The organism is Streptomyces sp. NPDC050548, assembly GCF_044457385.1.
Lineage (GTDB): Bacteria > Actinomycetota > Actinomycetes > Streptomycetales > Streptomycetaceae > Streptomyces.
In genome coordinates this window covers 135,463-160,992 of the sequence record NZ_JBITGV010000012.1, presented here as the reverse complement: position 1 = coordinate 160,992, position 25,530 = coordinate 135,463, and the positions used below count along the sequence as shown (strand labels likewise).

18 protein-coding genes and 1 pseudogene are annotated in these 25,530 nt (G+C 69.5%); 8 read left to right on the top strand and 11 right to left on the bottom strand.

Annotated elements, in window-relative coordinates:
* Positions 1 to 55: 55 nt before the first annotated feature.
* The 5 genes from prcB to arc all read right to left on the bottom strand — a co-directional run bounded on the left by prcB (position 56) and on the right by arc (position 5,347).
* Positions 56 to 901 carry a proteasome subunit beta gene (gene prcB / locus ACIBJH_RS30255; RefSeq protein WP_399120038.1) on the bottom strand — a complete coding sequence of 282 codons (846 nt, stop codon included), beginning with the start codon at positions 899 to 901 and terminating at the stop codon, positions 56 to 58.
* Positions 853 to 1,365 carry an endonuclease VII domain-containing protein gene (locus tag ACIBJH_RS30250; protein WP_399120037.1) on the bottom strand — a complete coding sequence of 171 codons (513 nt, stop codon included), beginning with the start codon at positions 1,363 to 1,365 and terminating at the stop codon, positions 853 to 855. Before ACIBJH_RS30250 ends, prcB begins: the two co-directional genes overlap by 49 nt.
* Before the next feature lie 84 nt (positions 1,366 to 1,449).
* Positions 1,450 to 1,668 carry a ubiquitin-like protein Pup gene (locus ACIBJH_RS30245; RefSeq protein WP_019066113.1) on the bottom strand — a complete coding sequence of 73 codons (219 nt, stop codon included), beginning with the start codon at positions 1,666 to 1,668 and terminating at the stop codon, positions 1,450 to 1,452.
* Positions 1,669 to 1,823: 155 nt separating this feature from the next.
* Positions 1,824 to 3,335, bottom strand: a complete 1,512-nt coding sequence (gene dop, locus ACIBJH_RS30240; protein WP_399120036.1) for a depupylase/deamidase Dop — start codon at positions 3,333 to 3,335, stop codon at positions 1,824 to 1,826.
* A 245-nt stretch (positions 3,336 to 3,580) separates the two neighbouring features.
* A complete protein-coding gene (gene arc / locus ACIBJH_RS30235; protein WP_200716538.1) occupies positions 3,581 to 5,347 on the bottom strand; it encodes a proteasome ATPase in 1,767 nt (588 codons plus the stop codon).
* Positions 5,348 to 5,733: 386 nt separating this feature from the next.
* Here arc and ACIBJH_RS30230 point away from each other — a divergent pair, with 386 nt between their 5' ends.
* A complete protein-coding gene (locus ACIBJH_RS30230; protein ID WP_043682010.1) occupies positions 5,734 to 6,039 on the top strand; it encodes a ferredoxin in 306 nt (101 codons plus the stop codon).
* 28 nt (positions 6,040 to 6,067) lie between these two features.
* On the opposite strand, the gene ACIBJH_RS30225 is transcribed toward ACIBJH_RS30230, so the two are convergent.
* From ACIBJH_RS30225 to ACIBJH_RS30215, 3 genes are all read right to left on the bottom strand, one after another.
* Positions 6,068 to 6,652 (bottom strand): hypothetical protein, encoded by a 585-nt coding sequence (locus ACIBJH_RS30225; protein ID WP_399120035.1) that lies wholly within the window; start codon positions 6,650 to 6,652, stop codon positions 6,068 to 6,070.
* 234 nt (positions 6,653 to 6,886) lie between these two features.
* The gene (locus ACIBJH_RS30220; RefSeq protein WP_399120034.1) at positions 6,887 to 7,792 is read right to left on the bottom strand and encodes a tRNA (adenine-N1)-methyltransferase; all 906 of its coding nucleotides are present in this window, start codon (positions 7,790 to 7,792) and stop codon (positions 6,887 to 6,889) included.
* 50 nt (positions 7,793 to 7,842) lie between these two features.
* On the bottom strand, positions 7,843 to 9,918 hold the full coding sequence (locus ACIBJH_RS30215) for a site-2 protease family protein (protein WP_399120033.1): 2,076 nt from the start codon (positions 9,916 to 9,918) through the stop codon (positions 7,843 to 7,845).
* Positions 9,919 to 10,093: 175 nt separating this feature from the next.
* Here ACIBJH_RS30215 and ACIBJH_RS30210 point away from each other — a divergent pair, with 175 nt between their 5' ends.
* Positions 10,094 to 11,107 carry a RecB family exonuclease gene (locus ACIBJH_RS30210; RefSeq protein WP_399120032.1) on the top strand — a complete coding sequence of 338 codons (1,014 nt, stop codon included), beginning with the start codon at positions 10,094 to 10,096 and terminating at the stop codon, positions 11,105 to 11,107.
* 429 nt (positions 11,108 to 11,536) lie between these two features.
* A complete protein-coding gene (locus ACIBJH_RS30205) occupies positions 11,537 to 12,208 on the top strand; it encodes a response regulator transcription factor (RefSeq protein ID WP_019066105.1) in 672 nt (223 codons plus the stop codon).
* 172 nt (positions 12,209 to 12,380) lie between these two features.
* On the opposite strand, the gene ACIBJH_RS30200 is transcribed toward ACIBJH_RS30205, so the two are convergent.
* The 3 genes from ACIBJH_RS30200 to metH all read right to left on the bottom strand — a co-directional run bounded on the left by ACIBJH_RS30200 (position 12,381) and on the right by metH (position 18,711).
* The gene (locus ACIBJH_RS30200; RefSeq protein WP_399120031.1) at positions 12,381 to 13,979 is read right to left on the bottom strand and encodes an ABC transporter substrate-binding protein; all 1,599 of its coding nucleotides are present in this window, start codon (positions 13,977 to 13,979) and stop codon (positions 12,381 to 12,383) included.
* A gap of 416 nt (positions 13,980 to 14,395) precedes the next feature.
* The gene (locus tag ACIBJH_RS30195; protein ID WP_399120030.1) at positions 14,396 to 15,094 is read right to left on the bottom strand and encodes an HAD family hydrolase; all 699 of its coding nucleotides are present in this window, start codon (positions 15,092 to 15,094) and stop codon (positions 14,396 to 14,398) included.
* 98 nt (positions 15,095 to 15,192) lie between these two features.
* Positions 15,193 to 18,711, bottom strand: coding sequence for a methionine synthase (metH, locus tag ACIBJH_RS30190; RefSeq protein WP_399120029.1), 3,519 nt, complete (start codon positions 18,709 to 18,711; stop codon positions 15,193 to 15,195).
* Positions 18,712 to 19,018: 307 nt separating this feature from the next.
* Between metH and ACIBJH_RS30185 the strand changes: the two genes are divergently transcribed.
* The 5 genes and pseudogenes from ACIBJH_RS30185 to ACIBJH_RS30165 all read left to right on the top strand — a co-directional run.
* A complete protein-coding gene (locus ACIBJH_RS30185; RefSeq protein WP_399120028.1) occupies positions 19,019 to 19,792 on the top strand; it encodes an IclR family transcriptional regulator in 774 nt (257 codons plus the stop codon).
* A 379-nt stretch (positions 19,793 to 20,171) separates the two neighbouring features.
* Positions 20,172 to 20,951 carry an MIP/aquaporin family protein gene (locus ACIBJH_RS30180; RefSeq protein ID WP_399120027.1) on the top strand — a complete coding sequence of 260 codons (780 nt, stop codon included), beginning with the start codon at positions 20,172 to 20,174 and terminating at the stop codon, positions 20,949 to 20,951.
* Positions 20,952 to 21,033: 82 nt separating this feature from the next.
* Complete coding sequence (gene glpK / locus ACIBJH_RS30175; RefSeq protein WP_399120026.1) at positions 21,034 to 22,572, top strand: glycerol kinase GlpK; 1,539 nt, start codon at positions 21,034 to 21,036, stop codon at positions 22,570 to 22,572.
* 9 nt (positions 22,573 to 22,581) lie between these two features.
* Entirely contained in the window at positions 22,582 to 24,198 is a 1,617-nt protein-coding gene (locus ACIBJH_RS30170) for an FAD-dependent oxidoreductase (RefSeq protein WP_399120025.1), read from the top strand.
* A gap of 252 nt (positions 24,199 to 24,450) precedes the next feature.
* A pseudogene (locus tag ACIBJH_RS30165) lies at positions 24,451 to 25,326 on the top strand (NACHT domain-containing protein); the annotation flags it as partial.
* Positions 25,327 to 25,530: the final 204 nt, after the last annotated feature.

The following is a 25,530-nucleotide window of genomic DNA, read 5'->3' as shown; positions in this document are numbered from 1 at the left end:
CTCTTTAAAGTTCCGTCGAAGTCACTGGATCACCTTGATGAGAACGGGCCCGCGGTCAGAGCAGCGCGGCGCGCGGGCCGTCGGGCTGCTGCAGTCGCCGCTCCAGGATCGAGGCGGCGATCTCGGAGGACTCGTCGTCGGTGAGCCGGCGGAAGCCGTCCTCGGTGATCACGGTGACGATCGGGTAGATCCGGCGGGCCACATCGGGACCACCGGTCGCCGAGTCGTCGTCAGCGGCGTCGTAGAGGGCCTGCACCACGAGGGTCGTGGCCTCGGACTCGGTCAGTCCGTCGTGGAAGAGCTTCTTCATGGCGCTGCGGGCGAAGACCGAGCCGGAGCCGGTGGCCGCGTAGCCGAGCTCCTGGGAACGGCCGCCCGTCACGTCGTAGGAGAAGATGCGGCCGATGCCGCGGTCCACGTCGAAGCCGGCGAAGAGCGGGACCACGGCGAGGCCCTGCATGGCCATGCCGAGGTTGGAACGGATCATGGTGGACAGTCGGTTCGCCTTGCCCTCCAGGGAGAGTTGGGCGCCTTCGACCTTCTCGAAGTGCTCCAGCTCCAGCTGGAAGAGCCTGACCATCTCGACGGCGAGGCCGGCGGTGCCGGCGATACCGACGGCCGAGTACTCGTCCGCCGGGAAGACCTTCTCGATGTCCCGCTGTGCGATGACATTGCCCATGGTGGCCCGTCGGTCACCGGCGAGCACCACGCCACCGGGGAACGTGACGGCGACGATGGTCGTGCCGTGCGGGGCCTCGACGACGCCCTGGGTGGGCGGCAGTTGCCGGTTGCCCGGCAGCATCCCCGGCTGGTGGTCGGAGAGGAAGTCCATGAAGGACGACGACCCAGGCGTCAGGAAGGCAGCTGGTAGACGCCCGGTGCTACGAGTGTTGGCTTCCACGCGTTTCCTTCCAGATATGTCGCAGCCCGCCTCATGACATCGGGCCGATCCTTGAACTGCCCCAGTGCTGCATTGCAGCTGAAGCACAGTACGCCTCGGACCCTACCCGTCTCATGGCAGTGATCCACATGCTCAGCAGGAGCAACAAGGCAGATGCAACAGATTCCCTGCTGCTCCGCCACCATCGCGTCCAACTCGGCTGGTGTCAGGCCGTACTTCCGACGAAGGTGGCCGGCCGGACCAGCAGCCGCTTTGCACGCCTTACCGCAACTCGCCAACCCGTCCGGCGCACTGTTCTTCCGGTGCCACTCACTGTGGGGCTTCACCTCGCCACAGCCCCGGCAATGCTTTTGACCGAGCGGCACCGGCACCTTCTCGCGCACCGTCCGCCCTTTAGCCTCCTGGCGCTGCCGGTAGTACTCGGCAGAGCACTCCCGGCAGTACGCCTGAAGACCATCGCGCATGGACTTGTTGCTAGCGAATGCCTCTCGCGGCTTGTCCTCTTGGCACCGAGAGCATTTCCTGGAGCCGTCGTTCACGTACGTGGATTACTGTCCACCCTTTTGAACGAAGCTTCGAACGAAATCCTCGGCATTCTCTTCGAGCACGTCATCGATCTCGTCCAGAACCGAGTCGACATCGTCGCTCAGCTTCTCGTGGCGCTCCTTGAGGTCGTCGGTAGCCTGCGCTTCCTCGGCCTGCTCCTCGACCTCCTCCGTGGAGCGCGTCGCCTTCTGCTGTCCGCCGCCGGTGTCCTTGGTCGCCATAACCCTCACCCCGCTCGGTTCGACGTTCTTGATCAGACCCTACTTGCAGGGACTGACATCGGCCCCGCAGTTCCTACAACGTACGGCGGCCACCTCGATGATTCCCGGCCACCGGACATTCCACCCTGTCCGGAGCCCCGGATCCGAGGGTCCTGTCAGCCGCCCGACAGGACCCTGACCAGGTCTTCCGCCGTACGACAGCGGTCCAGGAGCTCCTTGACGTGATTACGCGTTCCGCGAAGCGGTTCCAGGGTTGGGACGCGCTGGAGCGAGTCCCGGCCCGGGAGGTCGAAGATCACGGAGTCCCAGGAGGCCGCCGCGACGTCGTCGGCGTACTGCTCCAGGCAGCGTCCGCGGAAGTATGCGCGTGTGTCCTCCGGAGGCGTCGTACGCGCCCGCTCGACCGTGCCCTCGTCCAGCAGCCGCTTGATGCGGCCGCGGGCCACCAGGCGGTTGTAGAGGCCCTTGTCGGCCCGTACGTCCGCGTACTGGAGGTCGACCAGCTGGAGGCGGGCCGCGTCCCAGTCGAGGCCGTCGCGGCGCCGGTAGCCCTCCATGAGCTCCCGCTTGGCGACCCAGTCCAGCTCGCCGGCCAGGCTCATCGGGTCGTTCTCCAGGCGGTTGAGCGTGTCCTCCCAGCGGGCGAGGACGTCCTTGGTCTGGTCGTCCGCGTCGGAGCCGTAGCGTTCCTCGACGTACTTGCGGGACAGCTCGAAGTACTCCATCTGCAGCTGGACCGCGGTGAGTGTCCGGCCGCTGCGGAGGGTGACCAGGCGCTTGAGGGTGGGGTCGTGGGAGACCTGGTGGAGGGTACGGACCGGCTGGTCCACGGCCAGGTCGACCGCGATGAAGCCGTCCTCGATCATGGAGAGGACCAGGGCGGTGGTGCCGAGCTTCAGGTACGTCGAGATCTCGGAGAGGTTCGCGTCGCCGATGATCACGTGCAGGCGGCGGTACTTCTCGGCGTCCGCGTGCGGTTCGTCGCGGGTGTTGATGATCGGGCGCTTGAGGGTGGTCTCCAGACCGACCTCGACCTCGAAGTAGTCGGCGCGCTGGCTGAGCTGGAAGCCGTGCTCGTGCCCGTCCTGGCCGATGCCCACGCGGCCGGCTCCGGTGACGACCTGTCGGGAGACGAAGAAGGGCGTCAGGTGGCGCACGATGTCCGAGAAGGGGGTCTCCCGCTTCATCAGATAGTTCTCGTGCGTGCCGTAGGAGGCGCCCTTGTTGTCGGTGTTGTTCTTGTAGAGGTGGATCGGCTGGGCGCCCGGGAGTTGGGCCGCGCGCTCGGCGGCCTCGGCCATGATGCGCTCGCCGGCCTTGTCCCACAGAACGGCGTCCATGGGGTTGGTGACTTCGGGGGAGCTGTACTCCGGGTGTGCGTGGTCGACGTAGAGGCGCGCGCCGTTGGTGAGGATGACATTGGCGAGGCCGATGTCCTCGTCGGTGAGCTGGGTGGAGTCGGCGGCCTCCCGGGCGAGGTCGAAGCCTCGCGCGTCCCGCAGCGGATTCTCCTCCTCGAAGTCCCAGCGGGCCCGCCGGGCCCGGTGCATCGCCGCCGCGTAGGCGTTGACGATCTGGGACGAGGTGAGCATGGCATTGGCGTTGGGGTGGCCGGGGACGGAGATCCCGTACTCCGTCTCGATGCCCATTACTCGCCGTACGGTCATGCGGCCCTCCTTGCCCGGCGGCGCCCTCGGTCGGGGGCGCCGCTCAAGTACCGCTGGCGCTCCGGTGCGTGTGCGGTGCCCGTCCCCGCACTGCGCGACTCGGCGGTACCGAAGAGCCTAGAACGGCTTTGCGCTGGTGGGGAGATCATTTGCGTCATTGCCTTGCGCGCCCCTTGTCGCGGTCATGGCCTGAAAAACAGTTGGCTGCGGGTACCCGCCTAGGGCACCCGCAGCCACCCTGCTTTTTACAGGTACTGACCGGTGTTCGCCACCGTGTCGATGGAGCGTCCGGTGTCGGCGCCCTGCTTGCCGGTGATGAGCGTACGGATGTAGACGATCCGTTCGCCCTTCTTTCCGGAGATCCGGGCCCAGTCGTCCGGGTTGGTGGTGTTGGGCAGGTCCTCGTTCTCCTTGAACTCGTCCACGCATGCCTGGAGGAGGTGGGAGACGCGGATGCCCTTCTGCTTGTGGTCGAGGAAGTCCTTGATGGCCATCTTCTTGGCCCGGCCCACGATGTTCTCGATCATGGCGCCGGAGTTGAAGTCCTTGAAGTAGAGGACTTCCTTGTCACCGTTGGCGTAGGTGACCTCCAGGAAGCGGTTCTCCTCGGATTCCGTGTACATGTGTTCCACGGCCGTCTGGATCATGCTGGTGACGGTGGTGGTCTTGTCGCCTCCGTGCTCGCCGACGTCGTCGGGGTGCAGCGGGAGGCGCTCGGTGAGGTACTTGCCGAAGATGTCCTTGGCGGCCTCGGCGTCGGGACGTTCGATCTTGATCTTCACGTCCAGGCGGCCGGGGCGCAGGATGGCGGGGTCGATCATGTCCTCGCGGTTCGAGGCGCCGATGACGACCACGTTCTGCAGGCCTTCCACACCGTCGATCTCGGCGAGCAGCTGGGGGACGATGGTGTTCTCCACGTCCGAGCTGACACCGGATCCGCGGGTGCGGAAGAGGGATTCCATCTCGTCGAAGAAGACGATGACGGGTGTGCCCTCGCTGGCCTTCTCACGGGCACGCTGGAAGACGAGGCGGATCTGCCGCTCGGTCTCGCCGACGTACTTGTTGAGGAGCTCGGGGCCCTTGATGTTGAGGAAGAAGCTCTTGCCGGTGGCCTGTCCGGTGACCTCGGCGACCTTTTTGGCCAGCGAGTTGGCGACGGCCTTGGCGATGAGCGTCTTTCCGCATCCGGGAGGTCCGTACAGCAGGACGCCCTTGGGCGGCCGCAGTTCGTGCTCCTTGAAGAGGTCGGGGTAGAGGTACGGCAGTTCGACCGCGTCGCGGATCATCTCGATCTGGCCGCCCAGACCGCCGATCTGCTCGTAGCCGATGTCGGGGACCTCTTCGAGGACGAGTTCCTCGACCTCGCTCTTCGGGACGATCTCGTAGACGTAGCCGGAACGGGGTTCGAGCAGCAGGGCGTCGCCGGGGCGGATGGTGATGTCCAGCAGTGGCTCGGCGAGCCGTACCACCCGCTCCTCGTCGGTGTGCCCCACCACGAGGGCGCGTTCGCCGTCCTCAAGGATCTCCTTGAGGGTGACGATGTCGCCGACGCGCTCGTACTCCATGGCCTCGACCACGTTGAGCGCTTCGTTGAGCATTACTTCCTGGCCGCGGCGGAGCTCTTCGAGATCCACGCTTGGGCTGACGTTCACCCGGAGTTTGCGGCCGCCGGTGAAGATGTCCGCGGTGCCGTCCTCGTTGGCCACGAGGAAGACACCGAAGCCGGCCGGTGGCTGTGCGAGCCGGTCGACCTCTTCCTTGAGGGCCACGATCTGGTCGCGGGCCTCACGGAGCGTGTTGGCGAGTCGCTCGTTCTGGGCGGACACTCCGGCCAGATTGGTCTGCAGCTCGACGATCCGCTCTTCGAGAATCCTCGTGTGTCGCGGAGAGTCGGCGAGCTTACGTCGCAGGACGGCGATCTCCTGCTCAAGGTAGGCAATCTGCCCGGACGGGTCGTCGGACCCTCGTCCCGGGCGGATGCCGCGGTTCATGTCGTCGTCGTGGGCTGCCACGGTCCTCACCTCCTCCAAGGGGAGCTGGACGCTTCCAGACCCTACCTGGGTGGGTGTCGATTGAAACCCCTAGATCACAAAGACTGTCAAGGTGTGTCGTCGGTCACCCTGCGCTCTCCCTCGTGCCGTCTGGATACCCACTCAACGTGATTCGGAAGCCGACTGTTCCAAGGGTGGGTCGGTCAAAATCCTTCATGGGGGACGTGAGTTGCCGTGACGGCGGGTTCGTGGCCCGGCGAAATCCCGCCGGGGCGCCCCCTGACGGAGAGTGTCCGCGCGGACGGTGCCCGTCATGTCGTGGCGTGAAACCAGGGATCTCCTGGAAGTGTCGGCCGGGGGCGCGGAGGTAGGGTCGAAGTGTTCAACACCCGGCGGAAGCAGGAGACATCACCGTGCAGGACGAGGCCGCGGCCGACGGCGAGGCGCTGGAGGTCTGGATCGACCAGGACCTCTGTACCGGCGACGGCATCTGCGCCCAGTACGCCCCCGAGGTCTTCGAGCTGGACATCGACGGGCTGGCCTATGTGAAGAGCCCGGACGACGAGCTGTTGCAGGACAAGGGCGCCACCACGCCCGTGCCGCTGCCGCTGCTGGTCGACGTGGTGGACTCCGCGAAGGAGTGTCCCGGCGACTGCATCCATGTCCGCCGGGTCGCGGACCGGGTCGAGGTGTACGGCCCCGACGCGGCCTGAGAGCCTCCGGTCCGGTGGCTCCGGGGCGTCAGACGCTCTGGGTGTTGCCGGGTGTGGAGCGGACGAACGCGCCGTTCTTCCACTGCCACTTCGCGCTCTCCTTGACGTCCGGGCAGCAACTGGGCACGTCCTGGGTCGAGTAGCCGAGCATCGTCGCGAGTACGGCTCCGTCGTGTACGGCGAACTCGGTGACCGTCTCCCGGGATTTCGGCGCGATCAGGGTGGCCACCACGCGCGGCTTGGCGGCGTGCGCGGCCTGGGTCAGGACGTAGACGCCGTCGGGCGGAGTGCCCATGCCGGCGTCGCAGTGGACCACGGCGACCGTCTCCGGTCTGCCGTCGCCGTCGAGGTCGCCGGAGGCCTGCTTCTGGACGACGGCCTTCTGGGGACCGCACTGGATGGGGAAGTCGACCCCTGTGGTCGCGGGGGCCGGGGCGGTGGCGAGCGCGGGCTTCGCCTGCGGGCCGGAGGCCTGGGCGGCGCGCGCCGAATCGGGCTGCAGGACCGAGGAGAGGGCCACGACGGCGGCGAGTGCCGTGGCGGTGGCGACCCAGTGGATGGGCCGGGTGTTCGTGTGTGCCAGTTCCAGTTCCGGGACGGCGGAGTGCTGCACTAGGAGTGTCTCCTGTGAGGGCTGTGCCGGTGGGGGTGGCCTGCATGGTGCCACACGTCACAATCCGGGGGAACGGCGGGGTCGACAGTTCGTTCGCGTGATCGCACGAGAGGGTTCTTCCGCTGTGGCGGTACGTCAGAAGAGAGACGCCGTGGCCGGGTTCCGGAGGTCTTCCGGGAACTCGGCCACGGCGTTCGTGCGTTGAGTGCGGCACAGGGCCGCCATGGAGCGGGCTCAGCGGCCGGCGGCTCCGCCGTCGGCGTTCGGGCCGGTGTAGTCGTCGCCGTAGGCGCCCTTGGAGGGGCGGCGGCGGCGCATGGGGGGCTCGACGCCGTCCGCGAGGCGGCGGGCGGTGAGGAGGAAGCCGGTGTGGCCGATCATCCGGTGGTCGGGGCGGACGGCCAGGCCCTCGACGTGCCAGTTGCGGAGCATCGTCTCCCAGGCGGTCGGCTCGTTGAAGGAGCCGATCTCGCGGATGGACTCGACGGTCCGCGCGAGCTGGGTGGTGGTCGCGACGTAGCAGCACAGGATGCCGCCGGGCACGAGCGCCTTGGAGACGGCCTCCAGGCACTCCCAGGGGGCGAGCATGTCGAGGATGACGCGGTCGACGTCCGTGTCGGACAGGTTGTCCTGGAGGTCGCCGACGGTGAGCTGCCAGGCGGGGTGCGGGCCGCCGAAGTAGCGCTCCACGTTCTGCTGGGCGATCTCGGCGAAGTCCTCGCGGCGCTCGTAGGAGTGCAGCATGCCCTGGTCGCCGACGGCGCGCAGCAGGAAGCTGCTGAGCGAGCCGGAGCCGACGCCCGCTTCCACGACGCGGGCGCCGGGGAAGATGTCCGCGAAGGACAGGATCTGCCCCGCGTCCTTGGGGTAGACCACGGCGGCGCCGCGGGGCATGGACAGGACGTAGTCGGGGAGCAGGGGGCGCAGCGCGAGGTAGGCGACGTTTCCGGTGGTGCGGACAACGCTGCCCTCGGGTGCGCCGATCAGCTCGTCGTGCGGGAAGGAACCCTTGTGGGTGTGGAAGTTCTTCCCCGCTTCGAGCGTGAACGTGTAGTGGCGGCCCTTGGGGTCGGTCAGCTGAACCTGGTCCCCGACCTTGAAGGGCCCGCGCCTGCGGGCGGCACCGGTCGGTTCGGACATGTGACCAGCCTACCGGCGATTGCGGGGGCCGCCGACCACGCGCGCGTGCCTCAGTTGGGGCGGGCCATGGCCTTCACGAAGGCGCGTTCCACGTCGGCCGCGGACAGGACGCCGTAGATCTCGCCGGTCTCCTCGACCACGAGGTATTCGGTGGCGGGGGTCGCGCGCAGGGTGTCGAGGAGGTCCTCTCCGGCCAGTTCCGCGGAGACGCGCATGCCCTCGGTGAGGTCCTGCGCGAGGCCGCTGACGGAGACCCAGGGGCGGCGGTGTTCGGGGACGCCGACGATGGCCGCCTCGCGGACCAGGGAGAGCGGCTGGCCGTCGGCGTCGACGACGACCAGGGCGCGGGCGCCGGCCGCGTTGGCGCGGCGCAGGGCCTCGGAGAGGGGCGTGTTGGTCTCGACGGGTACCGCGCGGCGGGTGAGGTTGCGGGCGCGGAGATCCGGGAGGTGTTCGCGAAGGCGGGCCATACGGAGGCTGTTGCCGGCGCCGGTCCAGATGATCGCGGCGAGGATCGCGGCCAGGAGGGCGTCCGTGACGGTGTCCATGCCGCTGATGTCCTCGGTGTTGGTGCCGAGGGCGCCGGTCTGGGTGAGCAGCGGGAGGCCGATCAGGACGGAGACGGCGAGGGCGCGGCCGACCCAGGCGGCGGCGATCGTACCGCTCATGGGCCTGCCGGTGATCTTCCAGACGACGGCGCGGAGCATCCGGCCGCCGTCGAGGGGCAGGCCGGGCAGGAGGTTGAAGGCCGCCACGATGAGGTTGGAGACCATCAGGCCGGCCAGCAGGACACCCGGGACCGTGCCGGGCTCCACGGGCTGCATCGCCAAGTAGAAGACGCCGGACAGGATCAGCGAGAGCAGCGGGCCGACGAAGGCCAGCACGAACTCCCTGCCGGGGGTCTCGGCCTCCTTCTCGATCTCGGAGACACCGCCGAAGAACTGCAACTGGATGCGGCGGACCGGGAGTTTGAAGCGGAGGGCGGCGACGGTGTGGGCGAGTTCGTGCACCAGGACGGAGCCGTAGAAGGCGACCGCGAAGAAGAGAGCCACGAGGTAGCGGGCGGCGCCGAGTTCGGGCAGCACACGGTCCAACTGGCCGCCGAACACCCAGGTGATGAGCGCGGCGACGAGGAACCAGCTGGGCGCCACGTACACGGGCACCCCGAAGGGCCGCCCCATCAACAGGCCGCCACCGGGCTCCTTGGGGCGCTGCGGGGGGCGTCCCTTGGGCATGGCAGGGCCCGCATCGGGGGCTGTGGGCGCGCCTGTGCGAGCGTGCGGCTCCGTGTGGGCGTGGGGGCGGTCGGGGGCCCGGTCGGCGTGCGGGGTGTCGTGGGGGGCGGCGGCCTTGTCGGGGGTTCCGGTCGCGGGGTCCGTGTCGGCGTGTGGGGTGGCGCTGGTGGACGGCGTACCGGATACCGGCGTCGACGAGGCGTTGTCGGCGGCGGAGTCGGCGGACTGCGTGCCCGTTTCGGACGCCGGTGCGGCCTCGTGCGGGGCGGAGCCTGCGGACGACGTGGCCGATGCGGGGGCCGACGGGCCGTGGTGCGGGGCGGAACCTACAGAAGGCGTGGCCGATCCCGGGGCCGACAGGCCGTCCCGCGGCGCGGAGCCGGTCAGCGGCGTACCGGAGACTCCAGCCGACGTGCCGACGGACGGAGCGGAGTCGCCGGACGGCGCACCCGATCCCTGCGCCGACAGGCCGTCGCGCGTGGCGGAGTCGGTGGACAGCGGGGCAGAGCCGATGGTCGGCGTGGCCGGTCCCGGTGCCGGGAGGTCGTCCTGCGGGGCGGGGCTGGTCGGCGGTGTGGCCGGTCCCGGCGGTGGGACGTCGCTCGGGGCGGGCTCGGGGGACGGTGCCGGCTCGTTGCGGTCCGTCTGTGTCGTTCCGGACGGAGTCGGCGTCTCCGAGTCGTCGGGGGCGGTCGGCTTCGTGTGGTTCTTGGGTGACGTGTCGGGGTCCTCGACGTGCCGGATCGGCCTCTCAGTGCCGTTGTGGGGGGTGTCGTCGTGTTTCGGTTCGGGGGTGCCGGGATCGGCGGCCGGGGTCGTGGCACCCGTGGCGTGTTCGGTCGGCTCGTCGTTGCCGGACCGCGGCTGTGCGCTGCCGCCGCTCTCGTCCACGGTGTCCCCTCGTTCGAAGCGTCCTCCGCGCCAGCCGGGCGGAGGGGTCTCGGGTCGATGGTATGCGGCGGTCGGGGCGCGTTCCGCCCCGGCACCCCCCGTGTTTCCCCGGCTGTCGCGGGCGCGTCGGCCGGGGGCGGGTCACTGTCAGTGGCGGGCCGTAAGGTCTGTGGGCATGGAGACGAGTGCGGAGGGCGTCGCGGGGACAGCCGGCGACGAGGGCGCGGCGGCGGGGCCGGGCGCGGAAGCGGCAGTGGAGGCGGGGACGGTGGACGTGGTCGAGCGGGTCGCCATAGCGCCCGCTTCCCTGTCCCCCTCGCGTGCCAGCGACTTCATGCAGTGCCCGTTGCTGTACCGGTTCCGGGTGATCGACCGGCTGCCGGAGAAGCCCAGCGAGGCGGCGACCCGGGGGACTCTGGTGCACTCGGTCCTTGAGCGGCTCTTCGACGCGCCGGCCGCCGAGCGTACGGCGCCGCGTGCGAAGTCGCTGATTCCGGGGCAGTGGGACCGGTTGCGGGAGACCCGGCCGGAGGTCGTGGAGCTGTTCGCCGACGATCCGGAGGGCGAGCGGTTGGCGCGCTGGCTCGGGGAGGCGGAGCGGCTGGTGGAGCGCTGGTTCTCCCTTGAGGATCCGACGCGGTTGGAGCCGGCCGAGCGCGAGATGTTCGTCGAGGCCGAGTTGGACTCGGGGCTGAAGCTGCGCGGGATCATCGACCGGGTCGATGTGGCGCCCACGGGTGATGTGCGGATCGTCGACTACAAGACGGGCAAGGCGCCGCGGCCGGAGTACGCCGAGGGCGCGCTGTTCCAGATGAAGTTCTACGCGCTGGTGGTCTGGCGGCTGAAGCAGGTCGTGCCGCGGCGGCTCCAGCTGGTGTACCTGGGCAGTGGGGACGTGCTGACGTACGACCCCGTCCTCGCGGATCTGGAGCGGGTGGAGCGCAAGCTGCTGGCGCTGTGGGAGGCGATCCGGCTGGCCACGGAGACGGGCGAGTGGCGGCCCAGGCCGACCAAGCTGTGCGGCTGGTGCGACCACCAGGCGGTGTGCCCGGAGTTCGGCGGCACTCCCCCGCCGTATCCACTGCCGGTGCGGATGCCCGACGGCGTCTCAGCCGAAGCCGAAGGCACAGCGGCCCACGGCGTTTCGGCCGAACGCACGGCAGCGGACGGTCACTCCAGCTCGGGCTAGGGACAGCCGACGGTCTTTCAGCCCCCGGGGGGACCGCGGCCGACGCCGTTTCAGCCCATGACCCGGCAGCGACGCCGACGCCACGGGCGGGCAACGGTCCGGCCTCTGCCGGTCGGAAGGGCTGGGCCGGGCCGGGCCGTCGGGCAGGGCCGGGCCGGGCCGTCGGGCAGGGCCGGGCCGGGCCGTCGGGCAGGGCCGGGCCGGGCCGTCGGGCAGGTCAAACCCGTAGGGCAGATCAGGCCGTCAGACCGATCGGGTCCGGCAGGCAGATCAGGCCGTCGGACCGGCCGAGTCGGTCAAGCCGGTCGAGTCGGTCGGGCAGCCGGGGCGGGTCGGCCAGGTCGCCAGCTCGGTCCGCCCCGTCGGCCCGGTCGGGTAGTCACCTGTCGCGCAGGGCAGAATGGGCCCGGGCTAGCGAAGGAGACTCACGTGGCCATCCGCGTCCTACTTGTCGACGACCAACCGCTGCTGCGCACCGGGTTCCGGATGATTCTGGAGGCCGAGCAGGATCTGGCGGTCGTCGGTGAGGCCGGTGACGGTCTGCAGGCGCTCGACCAGGTGCGGGCTCTGCAGCCCGATGTCGTGCTGATGGACATCCGTATGCCGCGGATGGACGGGGTGGAGGCGACCCGGCAGATCACCGGCCCCGGGCGGGACGGCCCGGCGAAGGTGCTGGTGCTGACCACCTTCGACCTCGACGAGTACGTGGTGGAGGCGTTGCGGGCCGGTGCCAGCGGCTTCCTGTTGAAGGACGCGCCGGCGAACGAGCTGGTGCAGGCGATCCGGGTGGTGGCCGCCGGCGAGGCCATGCTCGCGCCGAGCATCACGCGGCGGCTGCTCGACAAATACGCCGGTCATCTGCCGTCCGGTGACGAGCCGGTGCCGGACGCCCTGCACACGCTGACCGAGCGTGAGGTCGAGGTGCTGAAGCTGGTCGCGCGCGGCCTGTCGAACGCGGAGATCGCCGCCGATCTGTTCGTCAGCGAGACCACCGTCAAGACGCATGTGGGGCACGTCCTCACCAAGTTGGGCCTGCGGGACCGAGTGCAGGCGGCGGTGTACGCGTACGAGAGCGGACTGGTGCGCCCCGGCGCGCAGTAGACGCCGTAGCACGTAGTAGACCGGGTACGAGCGGAGAGGGCGCCCCTTCCTGACAGGGGCGCCCTCTCCGTGTCTGCGGGGCGGATTCAGTTCTACGACAGGCCAGTGGCCGGCCCCGCCGCGATGGGCGGGACCGGCCACTGGTGGAACTGCTCACTGCGTTGTCAGGCGGTCAGACTCCGCGGCCCAGCTCCCACAGCTGCAGGGTCGAGGAGGAGTTGAGCGCGTACGCGGTACCCGTGATGTCGTCGCGGGCGGCGACGTACTGCTTGCCCTGCCACAGCGGGATCAGCGGGACGTCCGAGGCGACGATGTCCTGGATGCTGGTCAGGCTCTTGGCGGCGGCGAGCCGGTCGGCCTCGCGACGGGACTCCGGGATCAGGGTCTTGATGATCTCGGGGTTGCTGTACGGCAGCTTGAGGAAGTTGTCCGTGTCGAGGAACGGCGCGAGGTAGTTGTCGGCGTCGGGGAAGTCGGGGAACCAGCCCATGCCCCAGACGTCGTACGAGCCCTTGCGCTCGGCCGGGACGAACGTGGACCAGGGCTCGCCCTTGATCGTGACGTCGAACAGGCCGCTGCTGTTGAGCTGCGACCGCAGCTGCTCGAACTCTTCCTTGGTGGCCGGGCCGTAGTGGTCGGTCGTGTAGTGCAGCGTGAGCTTCACCGGGGTGGTGATGTTGGCCTTGGTCAGCAGGGACTTGGCCTTGGTGACGCTCGGGTCGCCGTACTTGTTGAAGAACGAGTTCGAGTGGCCGGTGATGGTCGCGGGGACCATGGAGTAGAGCGGCTCGGCCTCGGTGCCGTAGACCTTGGAGACGAGTTCGCCGCGGTCGATGAGCTGGGCCATCGCCTCGCGCACGGCCTTCGTCTTCACGGTGGCGGCGTCGGTGTTGAAGGCGAGGTAGCGGATTTCGAGGCCGGGCATCTCGACGAGGTCGATGTCGCCGTTCGAGTCGTCGCCGAGCTTCTGGATCTGCTCCGGCGACATGGTGCGCGTCATCACGTCGATGTCGCCCTTGCTCAGCGCGGTGCCCATGGTGGTGGCGTCCGCGAAGGAGCGCATCTCGACCTTGCTGTTGTTCACCGCCAGAGTCCCCTTGTAATTGGGGTTCTTGGTGAACGTGGCCGTGGTGATCGCGTCGTCCTTCTGGGCGACCGAGAGCGTGTACGGGCCGGAGCCGTCCACGCTGAAGCCGTCGCGCAGCTTGTCCTTCTGGTAGTCGTCGGGGTTCACGATGCCGGCGACCGGGGTGGACAGCTTGTACGGGAAGGTGGCGTCGGCCGTCTTCAGGTGGAAGATGACCTCGCGGTCGCCCTGGGTCTCGACGGTGTCGATGGTCGACAGCAGGGCGAACACACCACTGTCGGCCTTGATGCGCATCGCGCGGTCGATGGAGTACTTCACATCGGCCGCGGTGATCTTGTCGCCGTTGGCGAACTTCAGACCCTCGCGCAGGGTGCAGGCGTAGCGCTCGCTGCCGGTGTCGGTGAAGCCGCACTTCTCGGCGGCCTCGGGGACCGGGTCACCCTCGCCCTTGGGCTGGATCATCAGGGTCTGCACGGTCTGGCGCAGGATGTTCCAGGTGCCGACGTCGTAGGCGTAGGCGGGGTCGAGCGGCGCCGGAGCGTCCTTCGTCGCCTCGAACCGGTCCGTGGTGCCGACGACTATCGCTCCGCCGCCGGAACTCCCGCTGCCGGAGCCGCCACAGGCGGCGAGCACCGGCGCGAGCAGGCCGACGACGGCCGGCAGCACCAAAGTCTTGCGGTTCATGCTCGAAGTTCTCCAGAGCTGTTCGATTCCGTGTACCCGGCATGCATAGGGTGGTGACGCCGATCACGGGGGCATAGGGCGATGTTCTCGCGTTGAGATTAGTCCGGACCCGCACAGGGGTTCGCGGCCACCGTAGTTGAGTTCCCATCACGCTGCGGAACCGGCTGTGGACAGACCGAAAACCCGCCGACGGAAGGATTAGTGCAGCGTTTCACCAATCGGGACACAACGGTGCGTGATCGGCCTCAGAAATGGGGTGAACAGCACAGGACGGCCGCGATGTCGACTCCCGCGCACGTGGGGAACCTCACACCGTCAACTCGGTTGGAGAGCGCCGGAATTCGACCGGTCGACCGGGTGCGAATTCCCTATCGCATTGGGGTTTGCACGCTCGGTGAACGGCTGACGCATTTCCGTCATCGGCCGGTCATCAGTCCCCGCAGAAATGCCAGGTCGACGACTTCCAGCGAGGTCACGACGGTGCGCCGGGCGGCCGGTGCGATGGGCTGCACGGACGGCACGGCGACCACCAGGCAGCCGGCCGCCTCCGCCGCCGCGACACCGGTCGCGGTGTCCTCCACGACCGCGCAGCGGGCCGGGTCGACGCCGAGGCGGGCCGCGGCGAACAGATACGGGTCGGGGTACGGCTTGGTGCGTGCCACCTCGTCGCCGGCGACCGTCAGCGCGAAGTGCTGGGGGCCGAGCGCGGTCAGCACGCGGTCGATGATGCGCCGGTGCGAGGCGGAGACCAGGGCGGTGGGGATCTCGTACTCGGAGAGCTCGGCCAGGAGTCTGGCGGCGCCCGGCATCAGCGGCAGGGCCCGCCCGATGCGGTCCTCGAAACCGGCGTTGAGCAGGACGGACAGCTCGGCGAGGGTGATGTCGGCGCCGGTGGCCTCGATCAGGAAGCCGGCGCTGCGGGTCATGGGGCCGCCGACCACGACATGGCGCCAGGAGTCGTCGAGGGTGTGCCCGAGGGCGCCGAAGACCTCGACCTCGACGTCCCACCAGAAGCCCTCGGTGTCCACCAGGGTGCCGTCCATGTCGAGGAGAACGGCCTGAAGCGCGGAGCCTTCGGCCGTACGGGTTCCGAGCGCGGGAACCGTGCTGGTCATCCTGGCGCACCTCCTTGAGGGACGATCAGGCCGGCCACCCCTGATACCAACAAGGGCGACCGGCCTGCGGTGGACCGACCAGTGTACGACTTATCCGATCAACGTGCGTTGAAGTATTTCGCCTCGGGGTGGTGGATGACGATCGCGTCCGTGGACTGCTCCGGGTGCAGCTGGAACTCCTCCGACAGGTGGACGCCGATGCGCTCGGGCTCCAGCAGGTCGGCGATCTTCGCGCGGTCCTCCAGATCGGGGCAGGCGCCGTAGCCGAGGGAGAAGCGGGCGCCCCGGTACTTGAGGGCGAACATGTCCTCGACGTTCGCGGGGTCCTCGCCGGCGAAGCCCAGCTCGGAGCGCACGCGCGCGTGCCAGTACTCGGCGAGCGCCTCGGCCAACTGGACGGACAGGCCGTGCAGTTCGAGGTAGTCGCGGTAGGAGTTGGCCTCGAAGAGCTTGGCGGTCTCCTCGCCGATGCGGTTGCCGACGGTGACGATCTGGAAGCCGACGACGTCCTTCTCGCCGGACTCCTCGGGCCGGAAGAAGTCGGCCAGGCAGAGCCGACGGCCGCGGCGCTGGCGCGGGAAGGTGAAGCGGGTCCGCTCGTTGCCCTCGTCGTCCAGGATGATCAGGTCGTCGTCCTTGGACACACAGGGGAAGTAGCCGTAGACGACGGCCGCTTCGAGGAGGTTGTCGGTCTGGAGCCGGTCCAGGAGGCCGCGCAGCCGGGGGCGGCCCTCGGTCTCCACCAGCTCCTCGTACGACGGTCCCTCGCCCGTACGGGCCTGCTTGAGGCCCCACTGGCCCTTGAAGAGGGCGCCCTCGTCCAGCCAGGAGGCGTACTCCTTGAGCTGGATGCCCTTGATGACCCGGGTGCCGCGGAACGGCGGGGTGGGGATCGGGTTGTCGACGGCGACGTCGGAGCGGACGTGGCCTTCCTCCGGGCGCTCCTCGACCTCTGTGACGGCCGCTGTCGCCCGCACCCGGCGCTGCTTGAGCTCGGGCAGCTTCGCGCCGGGCACGCCCCGCTTGACGCCGATGAGGGCGTCCATCAGGCGCAGGCCCTCGAACGCGTCGCGGGCGTAGCGGACTTCGCCCTCGTAGATCTCGTGCAGGTCCTGCTCGACATAGGCACGGGTCAGGGCGGCGCCGCCCAGGATGACCGGGTAGTCGGCCGCCATCTTGCGCTGGTTGAGCTCCTGAAGGTTCTCCTTCATGATCACCGTCGACTTGACCAGGAGACCCGACATACCGATGACGTCGGCGCGGTGCTCCTCGGCGGCTTCGAGGATCGCGGAGACCGGCTGCTTGATGCCGAGGTTGACGACGTTGTAGCCGTTGTTGGACAGGATGATGTCGACGAGGTTCTTGCCGATGTCGTGGACGTCGCCGCGCACGGTGGCGAGCACGATGGTGCCCTTGCCCTCGGCGTCCGACTTCTCCATGTGCGGTTCGAGATAGGCGACCGCGGTCTTCATGACCTCGGCGGACTGGAGCACGAACGGCAGCTGCATCTGGCCGGAGCCGAACAGCTCGCCGACGACCTTCATGCCGTCCAGGAGCGTCGCGTTGACGATGTCCAGGGCGGGGCGGGTCTGCAACGCCTCGGCGAGGTCGGCCTCCAGGCCGTTCTTCTCGCCGTCGATGATCCGGCGCTTGAGCCGCTCGTCCAGCGGGAGGGCGGCCAGTTCCTCGGCGCGGCCCGCCGTACGGGACTTGGTGGTGGCGCCCTCGAAGAGAGCCATCAGCTTCTGGAGCGGGTCGTAGCCCTCGGCGCGGCGGTCGTAGATGAGGTCGAGCGCGGTCTGCACCTCCTCCTCGGTGAAGCGGGCGATCGGGAGGATCTTCGAGGCGTGCACGATCGCCGAGTCGAGGCCGGCCTTGACGCACTCGTCGAGGAAGACGGAGTTGAGCAGGACGCGGGCGGCCGGGTTGAGGCCGAAGGAGATGTTGGACAGGCCCAGGGTCGTCTGGACGTCCGGGTGCCTGCTCTTGAGCTGTCGGATCGCCTCGATGGTGGCAATGCCGTCGCCGCGGGACTCCTCCTGGCCGGTGCAGATGGTGAAGGTCAGGGTGTCGATGAGGATGTCCGACTCGTGGATGCCCCAGTTCGTCGTGAGGTCCTCGATGAGCCGCTCGGCGATGGCGACCTTGTGCTCCGGGGTGCGGGCCTGGCCCTCCTCGTCGATGGTCAGCGCGATGAGCGCGGCGCCGTGCTCCTGCGCCAGCTTGGTGACCTTCGCGAAGCGGGACTCGGGGCCGTCACCGTCCTCGTAGTTGACGGAGTTGATGACCGCGCGGCCGCCGAGCTTCTCCAAGCCGGCCCGGATGACCGCGACTTCGGTGGAGTCGAGCACGATCGGCAGGGTGGAGGCGGTGGCGAAGCGGCCGGCCAGCTCCTCCATGTCGGCGACGCCGTCGCGGCCCACGTAGTCCACGCAGAGGTCCAGCATGTGGGCGCCCTCGCGGATCTGGTCGCGGGCCATCTCCACACAGTCGTCCCAGCGGGCCTCCAGCATGGCCTCGCGGAACTTCTTCGAGCCGTTGGCGTTGGTGCGCTCGCCGATCGCCATGTAGGCGGTGTCCTGGCGGAACGGGACCGTCTGGTAGAGCGAGGCGGCGCCGGGCTCGGGCTGGGGGTGGCGCTCGACGGGGGGGGCCTCGCGGACCCGCTCGACCAGCTGGCGCAGGTGCTCCGGGGTCGTACCGCAGCAGCCGCCGACCAGGTTCAGGCCGTAGTCGCGGACGAAGTGCTCCTGCGCGTCCGCCAGGCCCTCGGGGTCGAGCGGGAAGTGGGCGCCGTCCTTGGTGAGGATGGGCAGGCCCGCGTTCGGCATGCACAGCAGCGGGGTGCGGGAGTGGCGGGCCAGATAGCGCAGGTGCTCGCTCATCTCGGCCGGGCCCGTCGAGCAGTTCAGGCCGATCATGTCGATGCCGAGGGGTTCCAGCGCGGTGAGCGCGGCGCCGATCTCGGAGCCGAGCAGCATGGTGCCGGTGGTCTCGAAGGCCATCGAGACCAGGAGGGGCACGTCGACGCCGGTCGCCTCCATGGCGCGGCGGGCGCCCAGGATCGACGACTTGGTCTGCAGGAGGTCCTGCGTGGTCTCCACGATCAGCGCGTCGGCGCCACCGGCGAGGAGGCCCTCGGCGTTCGCCTGGAAACCGTCGCGGAGGGTGGCGTAGCCGATGTGGCCGAGGGTGGGCAGCTTGGTGCCGGGGCCGATGGAGCCGAGGACCCAGCGGCGGCGGCCGTCGCGGGCGGCGAAGTCGTCGGCGGTCTCGCGGGCGATGCGGGCACCGGCCACGGAGAGTTCGTGGACGCGGTCGGCGATGTCGTACTCGGCCATGGCGGAGTGGTTGGCGCCGAAGGTGTTGGTCTCGACGCAGTCGACGCCCGCGCCGTAGTACTCCTCGTGGACCGAGCGCACGATGTCCGGACGGGTGATGTTGAGGATCTCGTTGCAGCCTTCGAGGTTCTCGAAGTCGTCGAGAGTGGGCTCCTGCGCCTGGAGCATGGTGCCCATGGCTCCGTCGGCGACCACCACGCGGGTGGCGAGTGCCTCTCGGAGCTCGGACACACGGGTCCGGCTGTCGGCAGAAGGGGTCAGTGGCGACGAGGCCATGAAGGGGCTCCCTGGAGTGCGACGGCTGTCGGCTTTGCGGCTTCCCTGGGAACCTCTCACGGAACTCCCCGGGGAGCTTGCACGCGGCAAGGGTAACGGGGTCGGGCGGGAGAATGCTCGGCACGTCCATGGGGCGGACCGGGGTGACGGGCGGATCAAGCCCGTCTAGGTTCTCGCGACCAGTGACGTAACAGGTGTCGACCGACCATTGGCGGGAGGTCGACATGGACCGGTAGTGTTCGACATTGCCGAACGGCGGCGGCAGCGCCGCGCATCGGCGGTCGAACGGGACGGAGGCAGTACGGCGATGGCACGGAACATCCAGTCGCTCGAACGGGCGGCCGCGATGCTGCGCCTGCTCGCGGGCGGCGAGCGACGGCTCGGCCTCTCGGACATCGCCTCGTCGCTCGGCCTGGCCAAGGGCACGGCCCACGGCATCCTGCGCACCCTCCAGCAGGAGGGCTTCGTCGAGCAGGACGACGCCTCCGGGCGCTACCAGCTGGGCGCGGAACTGCTGCGCCTCGGCACCACGTACCTCGACGTGCACGAGCTACGCGCGCGTGCCCTGGTATGGACGGACGACCTGGCCCGCTCCAGCGGCGAGAGCGTGCACCTGGGCGTCCTGCACCAGCAGGGCGTCCTGATCGTGCACCACGTCTTCCGGCCCGACGACAGCCGGCAGGTCCTGGAGATCGGCGCCATGCAGCCGCTGCACTCCACGGCCCTGGGCAAGGTCCTGTCGGCCTTCGACCCGGTGGCGCACAGCGAGGTGCTTGAGGCCGACCGCAAGCCCTTCACCGAGCGCACGGTGTTCGAGCTGGCCGACTTCGAGCAGGTCCTGGACGTCACCCGCGCGCGCGGGTACGCGGCCGACGTCGAGGAGACCTGGGAGGGCGTCGCGTCCATCGCCGCGCCCATCCACGACCGGCGGCGCATGCCCGTCGGCGCGGTCGGCATCACGGGCGCCGTGGAGCGGCTGTGCCGGCCCGACGAGGACGGCGCGCTGCGGCCCGAGCTGATCGCCGCGGTACGGGACTGCGCCCGCGCGGTGTCGCGGGACCTGGGCGCCGGGCGGTTCTGACCTCAGCGGATTCACAGCGGGATCTCACCGGAGCGTCATGCCGACGTTCCGGTATCAGTCGTACTGTGGACGACAAAGTCGGCCAAAACGCCAAATCACCACACGCGGTGTCTATCCGATAGCCGTCCGCATCGACCGTCCGATCGATAGCCCACAGCAATCAATAACGATCGTGTTTTCGATAACAGCACTCTTGACGCGCCTGTAACCCCGGAGCAAGACTCCCGTCCATCGGTCGGCATTGTCGAACACCTACCGGCAATACGCGCTAGAGTGTGGCAACGCCAAAGGCCGGCATCGCTCTCACCCCCGAGGGCGCACGAACCCCCGGCGGGACCCGGGGTTCGGCTTCCCTGGACGAAGGACAAAGGAGTCGCGGGTGTCCAGCTCCGACATCTTCATCGGCGAGACCATAGGTACCGCCGTACTCATCCTGCTCGGCGGTGGCGTCTGCGCCGCCGTCACGCTGAAGGCCTCCAAGGCCCGTAACGCCGGCTGGCTCGCCATCGCCTTCGGGTGGGGTTTCGCCGTCATGACGGCCGTGTACATCTCGGCACCGCTCTCCGGTGCCCACCTCAACCCGGCCGTGACGCTCGCACTCGCGATCAAGGACGGTGGCTGGGACAACGTCCCGATCTACTGGGGCGGGCAGCTGCTCGGCGCCATGATCGGCGCGACGCTCGTCTGGGTGGCCTACTACGGCCAGTTCCAGGCGCACCTGACCGACAAGGAGATCGTCGGCGAGCCGACGGCCAAGGCCGTCGAGGCCGAGGAGAAGGGCGCGGGCCCGGTCCTGGGCATCTTCTCCACCGGCCCCGAGATCCGCAACGTGGTGCAGAACCTCGCCACGGAGATCATCGGCACCGTCGTCCTGATCCTCGCCATCCTGACGCAGGGTCTGAACGACAAGGGCAACGGCCTCGGCGTCCTGGGCGCCCTGATCACCTCCTTCGTGGTCGTCGCCATCGGTCTGTCGCTCGGCGGCCCGACCGGTTACGCGATCAACCCGGCCCGTGACCTGGGCCCGCGCATCGTGCACGCGCTCCTGCCCCTGCCCAACAAGGGCGGCTCCGACTGGAGCTACGCGTGGATCCCGGTGGTCGGTCCGCTGATCGGCGGCGCGATCGCTGCGGGTATCTACAACCTCGCTTTTGCTTAGAAGCAGAATTCCAAGCACTTCCGAGCACTGAAGCAGCCGTAGAACCAGTCCTCATGACCACGGAACCCCTCAGGAGCACACAGTGACCGACGCGCACACCGCCGGACCGTTCATCGCGGCCATCGACCAGGGCACGACCTCCAGCCGCTGCATCGTCTTCGACCGGGACGGCCGTATCGTCTCCGTCGACCAGAAGGAGCACGAGCAGATCTTCCCGAAGCCGGGCTGGGTCGAGCACAACGCCACCGAGATCTGGACCAACGTCCAGGAGGTCGTCGCCTCCGCCATCGAGAAGGCCGGCATCACCCGCGACGACATCAAGGCCATCGGCATCACCAACCAGCGCGAGACGACTCTCCTCTGGGACAAGAACACCGGTGAGCCCGTCCACAACGCCATCGTCTGGCAGGACACCCGCACCGACGCGCTCTGCAAGGAGCTGGGCCGCAACGTCGGCCAGGACCGCTTCCGCCGCGAGACCGGCCTGCCGCTCGCGTCGTACTTCGCCGGGCCCAAGGCCCGCTGGCTGCTCGACAACGTCGAGGGCCTGCGCGAGCGTGCCGAGGCGGGCGACATCCTCTTCGGCACCATGGACAGCTGGGTCATCTGGAACCTGACGGGCGGTGTCAACGGCGGCAAGCACTACACCGACGTCACCAACGCCTCCCGCACCATGCTGATGAACCTGCACACCCTGGCGTGGGACGAGAAGATCGCCGAGTCCATCGGCGTCCCGCTGAACATGCTCCCCGAGATCCGCTCCTCCGCCGAGGTCTACGGCGAGGTCACCGGCGGGCGCCTCGGCGAGCTGCTCGGCGGCATCCCGGTCGCCTCCGCACTCGGCGACCAGCAGGCAGCCCTGTTCGGCCAGACCTGTTTCGCCGAGGGCGAGGCCAAGTCCACGTACGGCACCGGCACCTTCATGCTGATGAACACCGGCGAGAAGATCATCAACTCCTACTCGGGCCTGCTGACCACGGTCGGCTACCGGATCGGCGACGAAGCGCCGGTCTACGCCCTGGAGGGTTCGATCGCCGTCACCGGTTCGCTGGTGCAGTGGATGCGCGACCAGATGGGCCTGATCTCCACCGCCGCCGAGATCGAGACCCTCGCGCTCTCGGTCGAGGACAACGGCGGCGCCTACTTCGTGCCGGCCTTCTCCGGTCTGTTCGCCCCGTACTGGCGCTCCGACGCCCGCGGTGTGATCGCCGGCCTCACCCGGTACGTCACCAAGGCGCACCTCGCGCGTGCCGTCCTGGAGGCCACCGCCTGGCAGACCCGTGAGATCACGGACGCCATGACGAAGGACTCCGGCGTCGAGCTCGCCGCGCTCAAGGTCGACGGCGGCATGACCTCCAACAACCTGCTGATGCAGACGCTCTCGGACTTCGTCGACGCCCCCGTGGTGCGCCCGATGGTCGCCGAGACCACCTGCCTCGGCGCCGCCTACGCCGCCGGTCTCGCCGTCGGCTTCTGGACCAGCACCGACGACCTGCGTGCCAACTGGCGCCGGGCCGCCGAGTGGACCCCCAACATGGCCGCGGAGAAGCGCGACCGTGAGTACAAGAGCTGGCTCAAGGCCGTGGAGCGGACCATGGGCTGGCTCGACGACGAGGAGTAAGAACCCCACATGACCAGTCAGTCCACCCTGCAGTCCGTGCCTGCCCTCGGTACGCACCCGGCCTCCGGCTCGAACCCGAGCCGGGCCGAGACCCGGGAGCAGCTCTCCAAGGCGACGTACGACCTCCTCGTCATCGGCGGCGGCATCCTGGGCATCTCCACCGCCTGGCACGCCGCGCAGTCCGGGCTGCGGGTGGCCCTGGTCGACGCCGGCGACTTCGCCGGTGCCACCTCCTCCGCCTCCTCCAAGCTCCTCCACGGCGGTCTGCGCTATCTGCAGACCGGCGCGGTGAAGCTGGTGGCGGAGAACCACTTCGAACGCCGTGCGGTCTCCCGCCAGGTGGCCCCCCACCTGGCGAACCCGCTCACCTTCTACCTGCCCGTGTACAAGGGCGGTCCGCACGGCGCGGCGAAGCTCGGGGCGGGCGTCTTCGCCTACTCCGCGCTCTCCGCGTTCGGCGACGGCGTCGGCCACCTCCTGTCCCCCGCCAAGGCGGCGCAGGACGTGCCCGAGCTGCGCACCCAGAACCTCAAGGCCGTGGCCGTGTACGGCGACGACCAGATGAACGACGCCCGCATGGCGCTGATGACGGTCCGCGCGGCCGTCGAGGCGGGTGCGGTCGTCCTCAACCACGCCCAGGTCACCGGCCTGCGCTTCACCCAGGGCCGGGTGACGGGCGCGGAGCTGCGCGACGCGACCTCCGGCGACGAGTTCGGCGTGAGCGCCCGCCTGGTGCTCAACGCGACCGGCCCGTGGGTCGACCACCTGCGCAGGATGGAGGACCCGAACGCGGCGCCGTCCATCCGCCTCTCGAAGGGCGCGCACCTGGTCCTGAAGCGGACGGCTCCGTGGAAGGCCGCGCTCGCGACCCCCATCGACAAGTACCGCATCACCTTCGCCCTCCCCTGGGAGGACATGCTGCTGCTCGGCACGACCGACGAGGAGTACGAGGGCGACCCGGCGGACGTCTCGGTCACCGAGAAGGACATATCCCAGATCCTGGACGAGGCCGCGTTCTCGGTCCGCGACCAGCAGCTCTCCCGTGACCTGATCACCTACTCCTTCGCCGGTCTGCGCGTGCTGCCCGGCGGCCCCGGCAGTACCGCGAAGGCCAAGCGCGAGACCGTGGTGACCGAGGGCAAGGGCGGCATGCTGTCCGTCGCGGGCGGCAAGTGGACCACCTTCCGGCACATCGGCCGTACGGTCATGCAGAAGCTGGAGGCCCTCCCCGGCCGCCCGCTGGGCGAGGACTTCGAGCCGATCTCCTCCCTCCCGAAGAAGCTGCCGCTGCCGGGTGTCGCCAACCCGCGCGCGGTCGCCCACCGTCTCCTGGTCGACAACCCGGCGCCGGGCCCGCGCATGGCGGCCGACACGGCGAAGCACCTGGCCACCCACTACGGCTCCCTGGCCTTCGACATCGCCCGACTCGCCAACGAGAACCCGGAGTTGGGACAGCGCGTCCACCCCGACGCCCCCGAGATCTGGGCGCAGGTCGTCTACGCCCGCGACCACGAGTGGGCGGAGACCCAGGACGACGTCCTGCGCCGCCGCACCACCCTGACGATCCGCGGCCTGGCCACGGACGAGGTCCGCGCGAAGGTCCAGGACCTGCTCGACAAGAAGTAGCCGCTACGACACTGAAGGGGCGGTTCCCGGCCGGGAGCCGCCCCTCCGTCGTGCCCCGCGCATGCTGCTCACACGTGCCGACGGCCCATGCCTCACCGGCGGTTCACGCTTCCGCACGCCCCTCGGATGATTCCGCACGCTCCCTCACACGGGTAGCCGACCGGCGGTTCCAGGCCGGTCCCGGCCGTTAGAACGGTTGGTTCCGACAGAGCGGTCGGGACATGGGGGTCCGGCCCGGGGAGCAGCGGTCGTATGCAGGGTGGATGGCACAGTGCGCGGGTGCGGCGGCGGCTCGGGTTCGCCGTGTGCGGGGGCGCGCTCGCGGCGCTGGCCGGGGTGCTGCGGCTGTGGTGGAGCGACGCGGCCACGGCCGGGGTGATGGTGTCGGCGATCGGCGCGTTCGTGTCGATCGCGGCGCTCGTCGCCGATGTGCTGCGCGGCGACGCCGATCCGCCCCCGCGCTCGGCCGACGAGGACCGCCGCCGGGCCGCCGACGCGCTGGCCGAGGCCGTACGGGAGCAGTGGTCCGCCGAGGCGAGGCTACGGCGGCTGCAGGACCCCGCTCCGCTGGACGTGGCCTGGGCTCCGGCGGACCGTTGGCTGGCCGATCACCCGGAGAACATCAGGCGGGGCCGGCCGCTGCCCGCGCCCCGGGGACAGCGGATCGAGGACGTCACCGGGTCGTTCGCCGCGCTGCCCGGGCGGCGGCTGGTGGTGCTGGGCGGTCCGGGGTCGGGCAAGAGTGTGCTGGCGATGCGGTTCGTGCTCGGCAGGCTGGCCGCGCGGCGGCCCAGCGGCCCGGTCCCGGTGATCTTCCCACTGGCGGGCTGGGACCCGCGACGGACCGGGCTGCGCGACTGGCTCGCCGAGCATCGCCCGCTGGCCGCCGTGGCCGACGGACGGCACACCCTCGCCCGGGGCCTCCTCGACGCGGGGCTCGTACTGCCGGTCCTCGACGGCTTCGACGAACTGCCCCGCCCTGTCTACGGGGAGGCCGTACGCCGCATCAACGCCGAACTCGACGACAATCTCCCGCTGTTGCTCACCAGCCGGGCCGAGGCGTGGGCGAAGGCGGTGACCGAGGGCGATGTGCTGACCGGCGCCGAGGTGGTCGAGCTGCGCCCGCTCGGCCTCGCGCAGGCCGGGGCCCATCTGGAGCGCACGGCACGGCCGTTACGCCCTGGGGAGGGTGCGCCGGGCACCGTGTGGACACCCGTGCTCCGGGAACTCACGGCGCGGCCGGACCGCCCGGCGGCGCGGGCGCTCACCACTCCCCTGATGGTGGCGCTGGCCCGCGCGGTCTACGGCGACACGTCCCGGGACCCGTCCGAA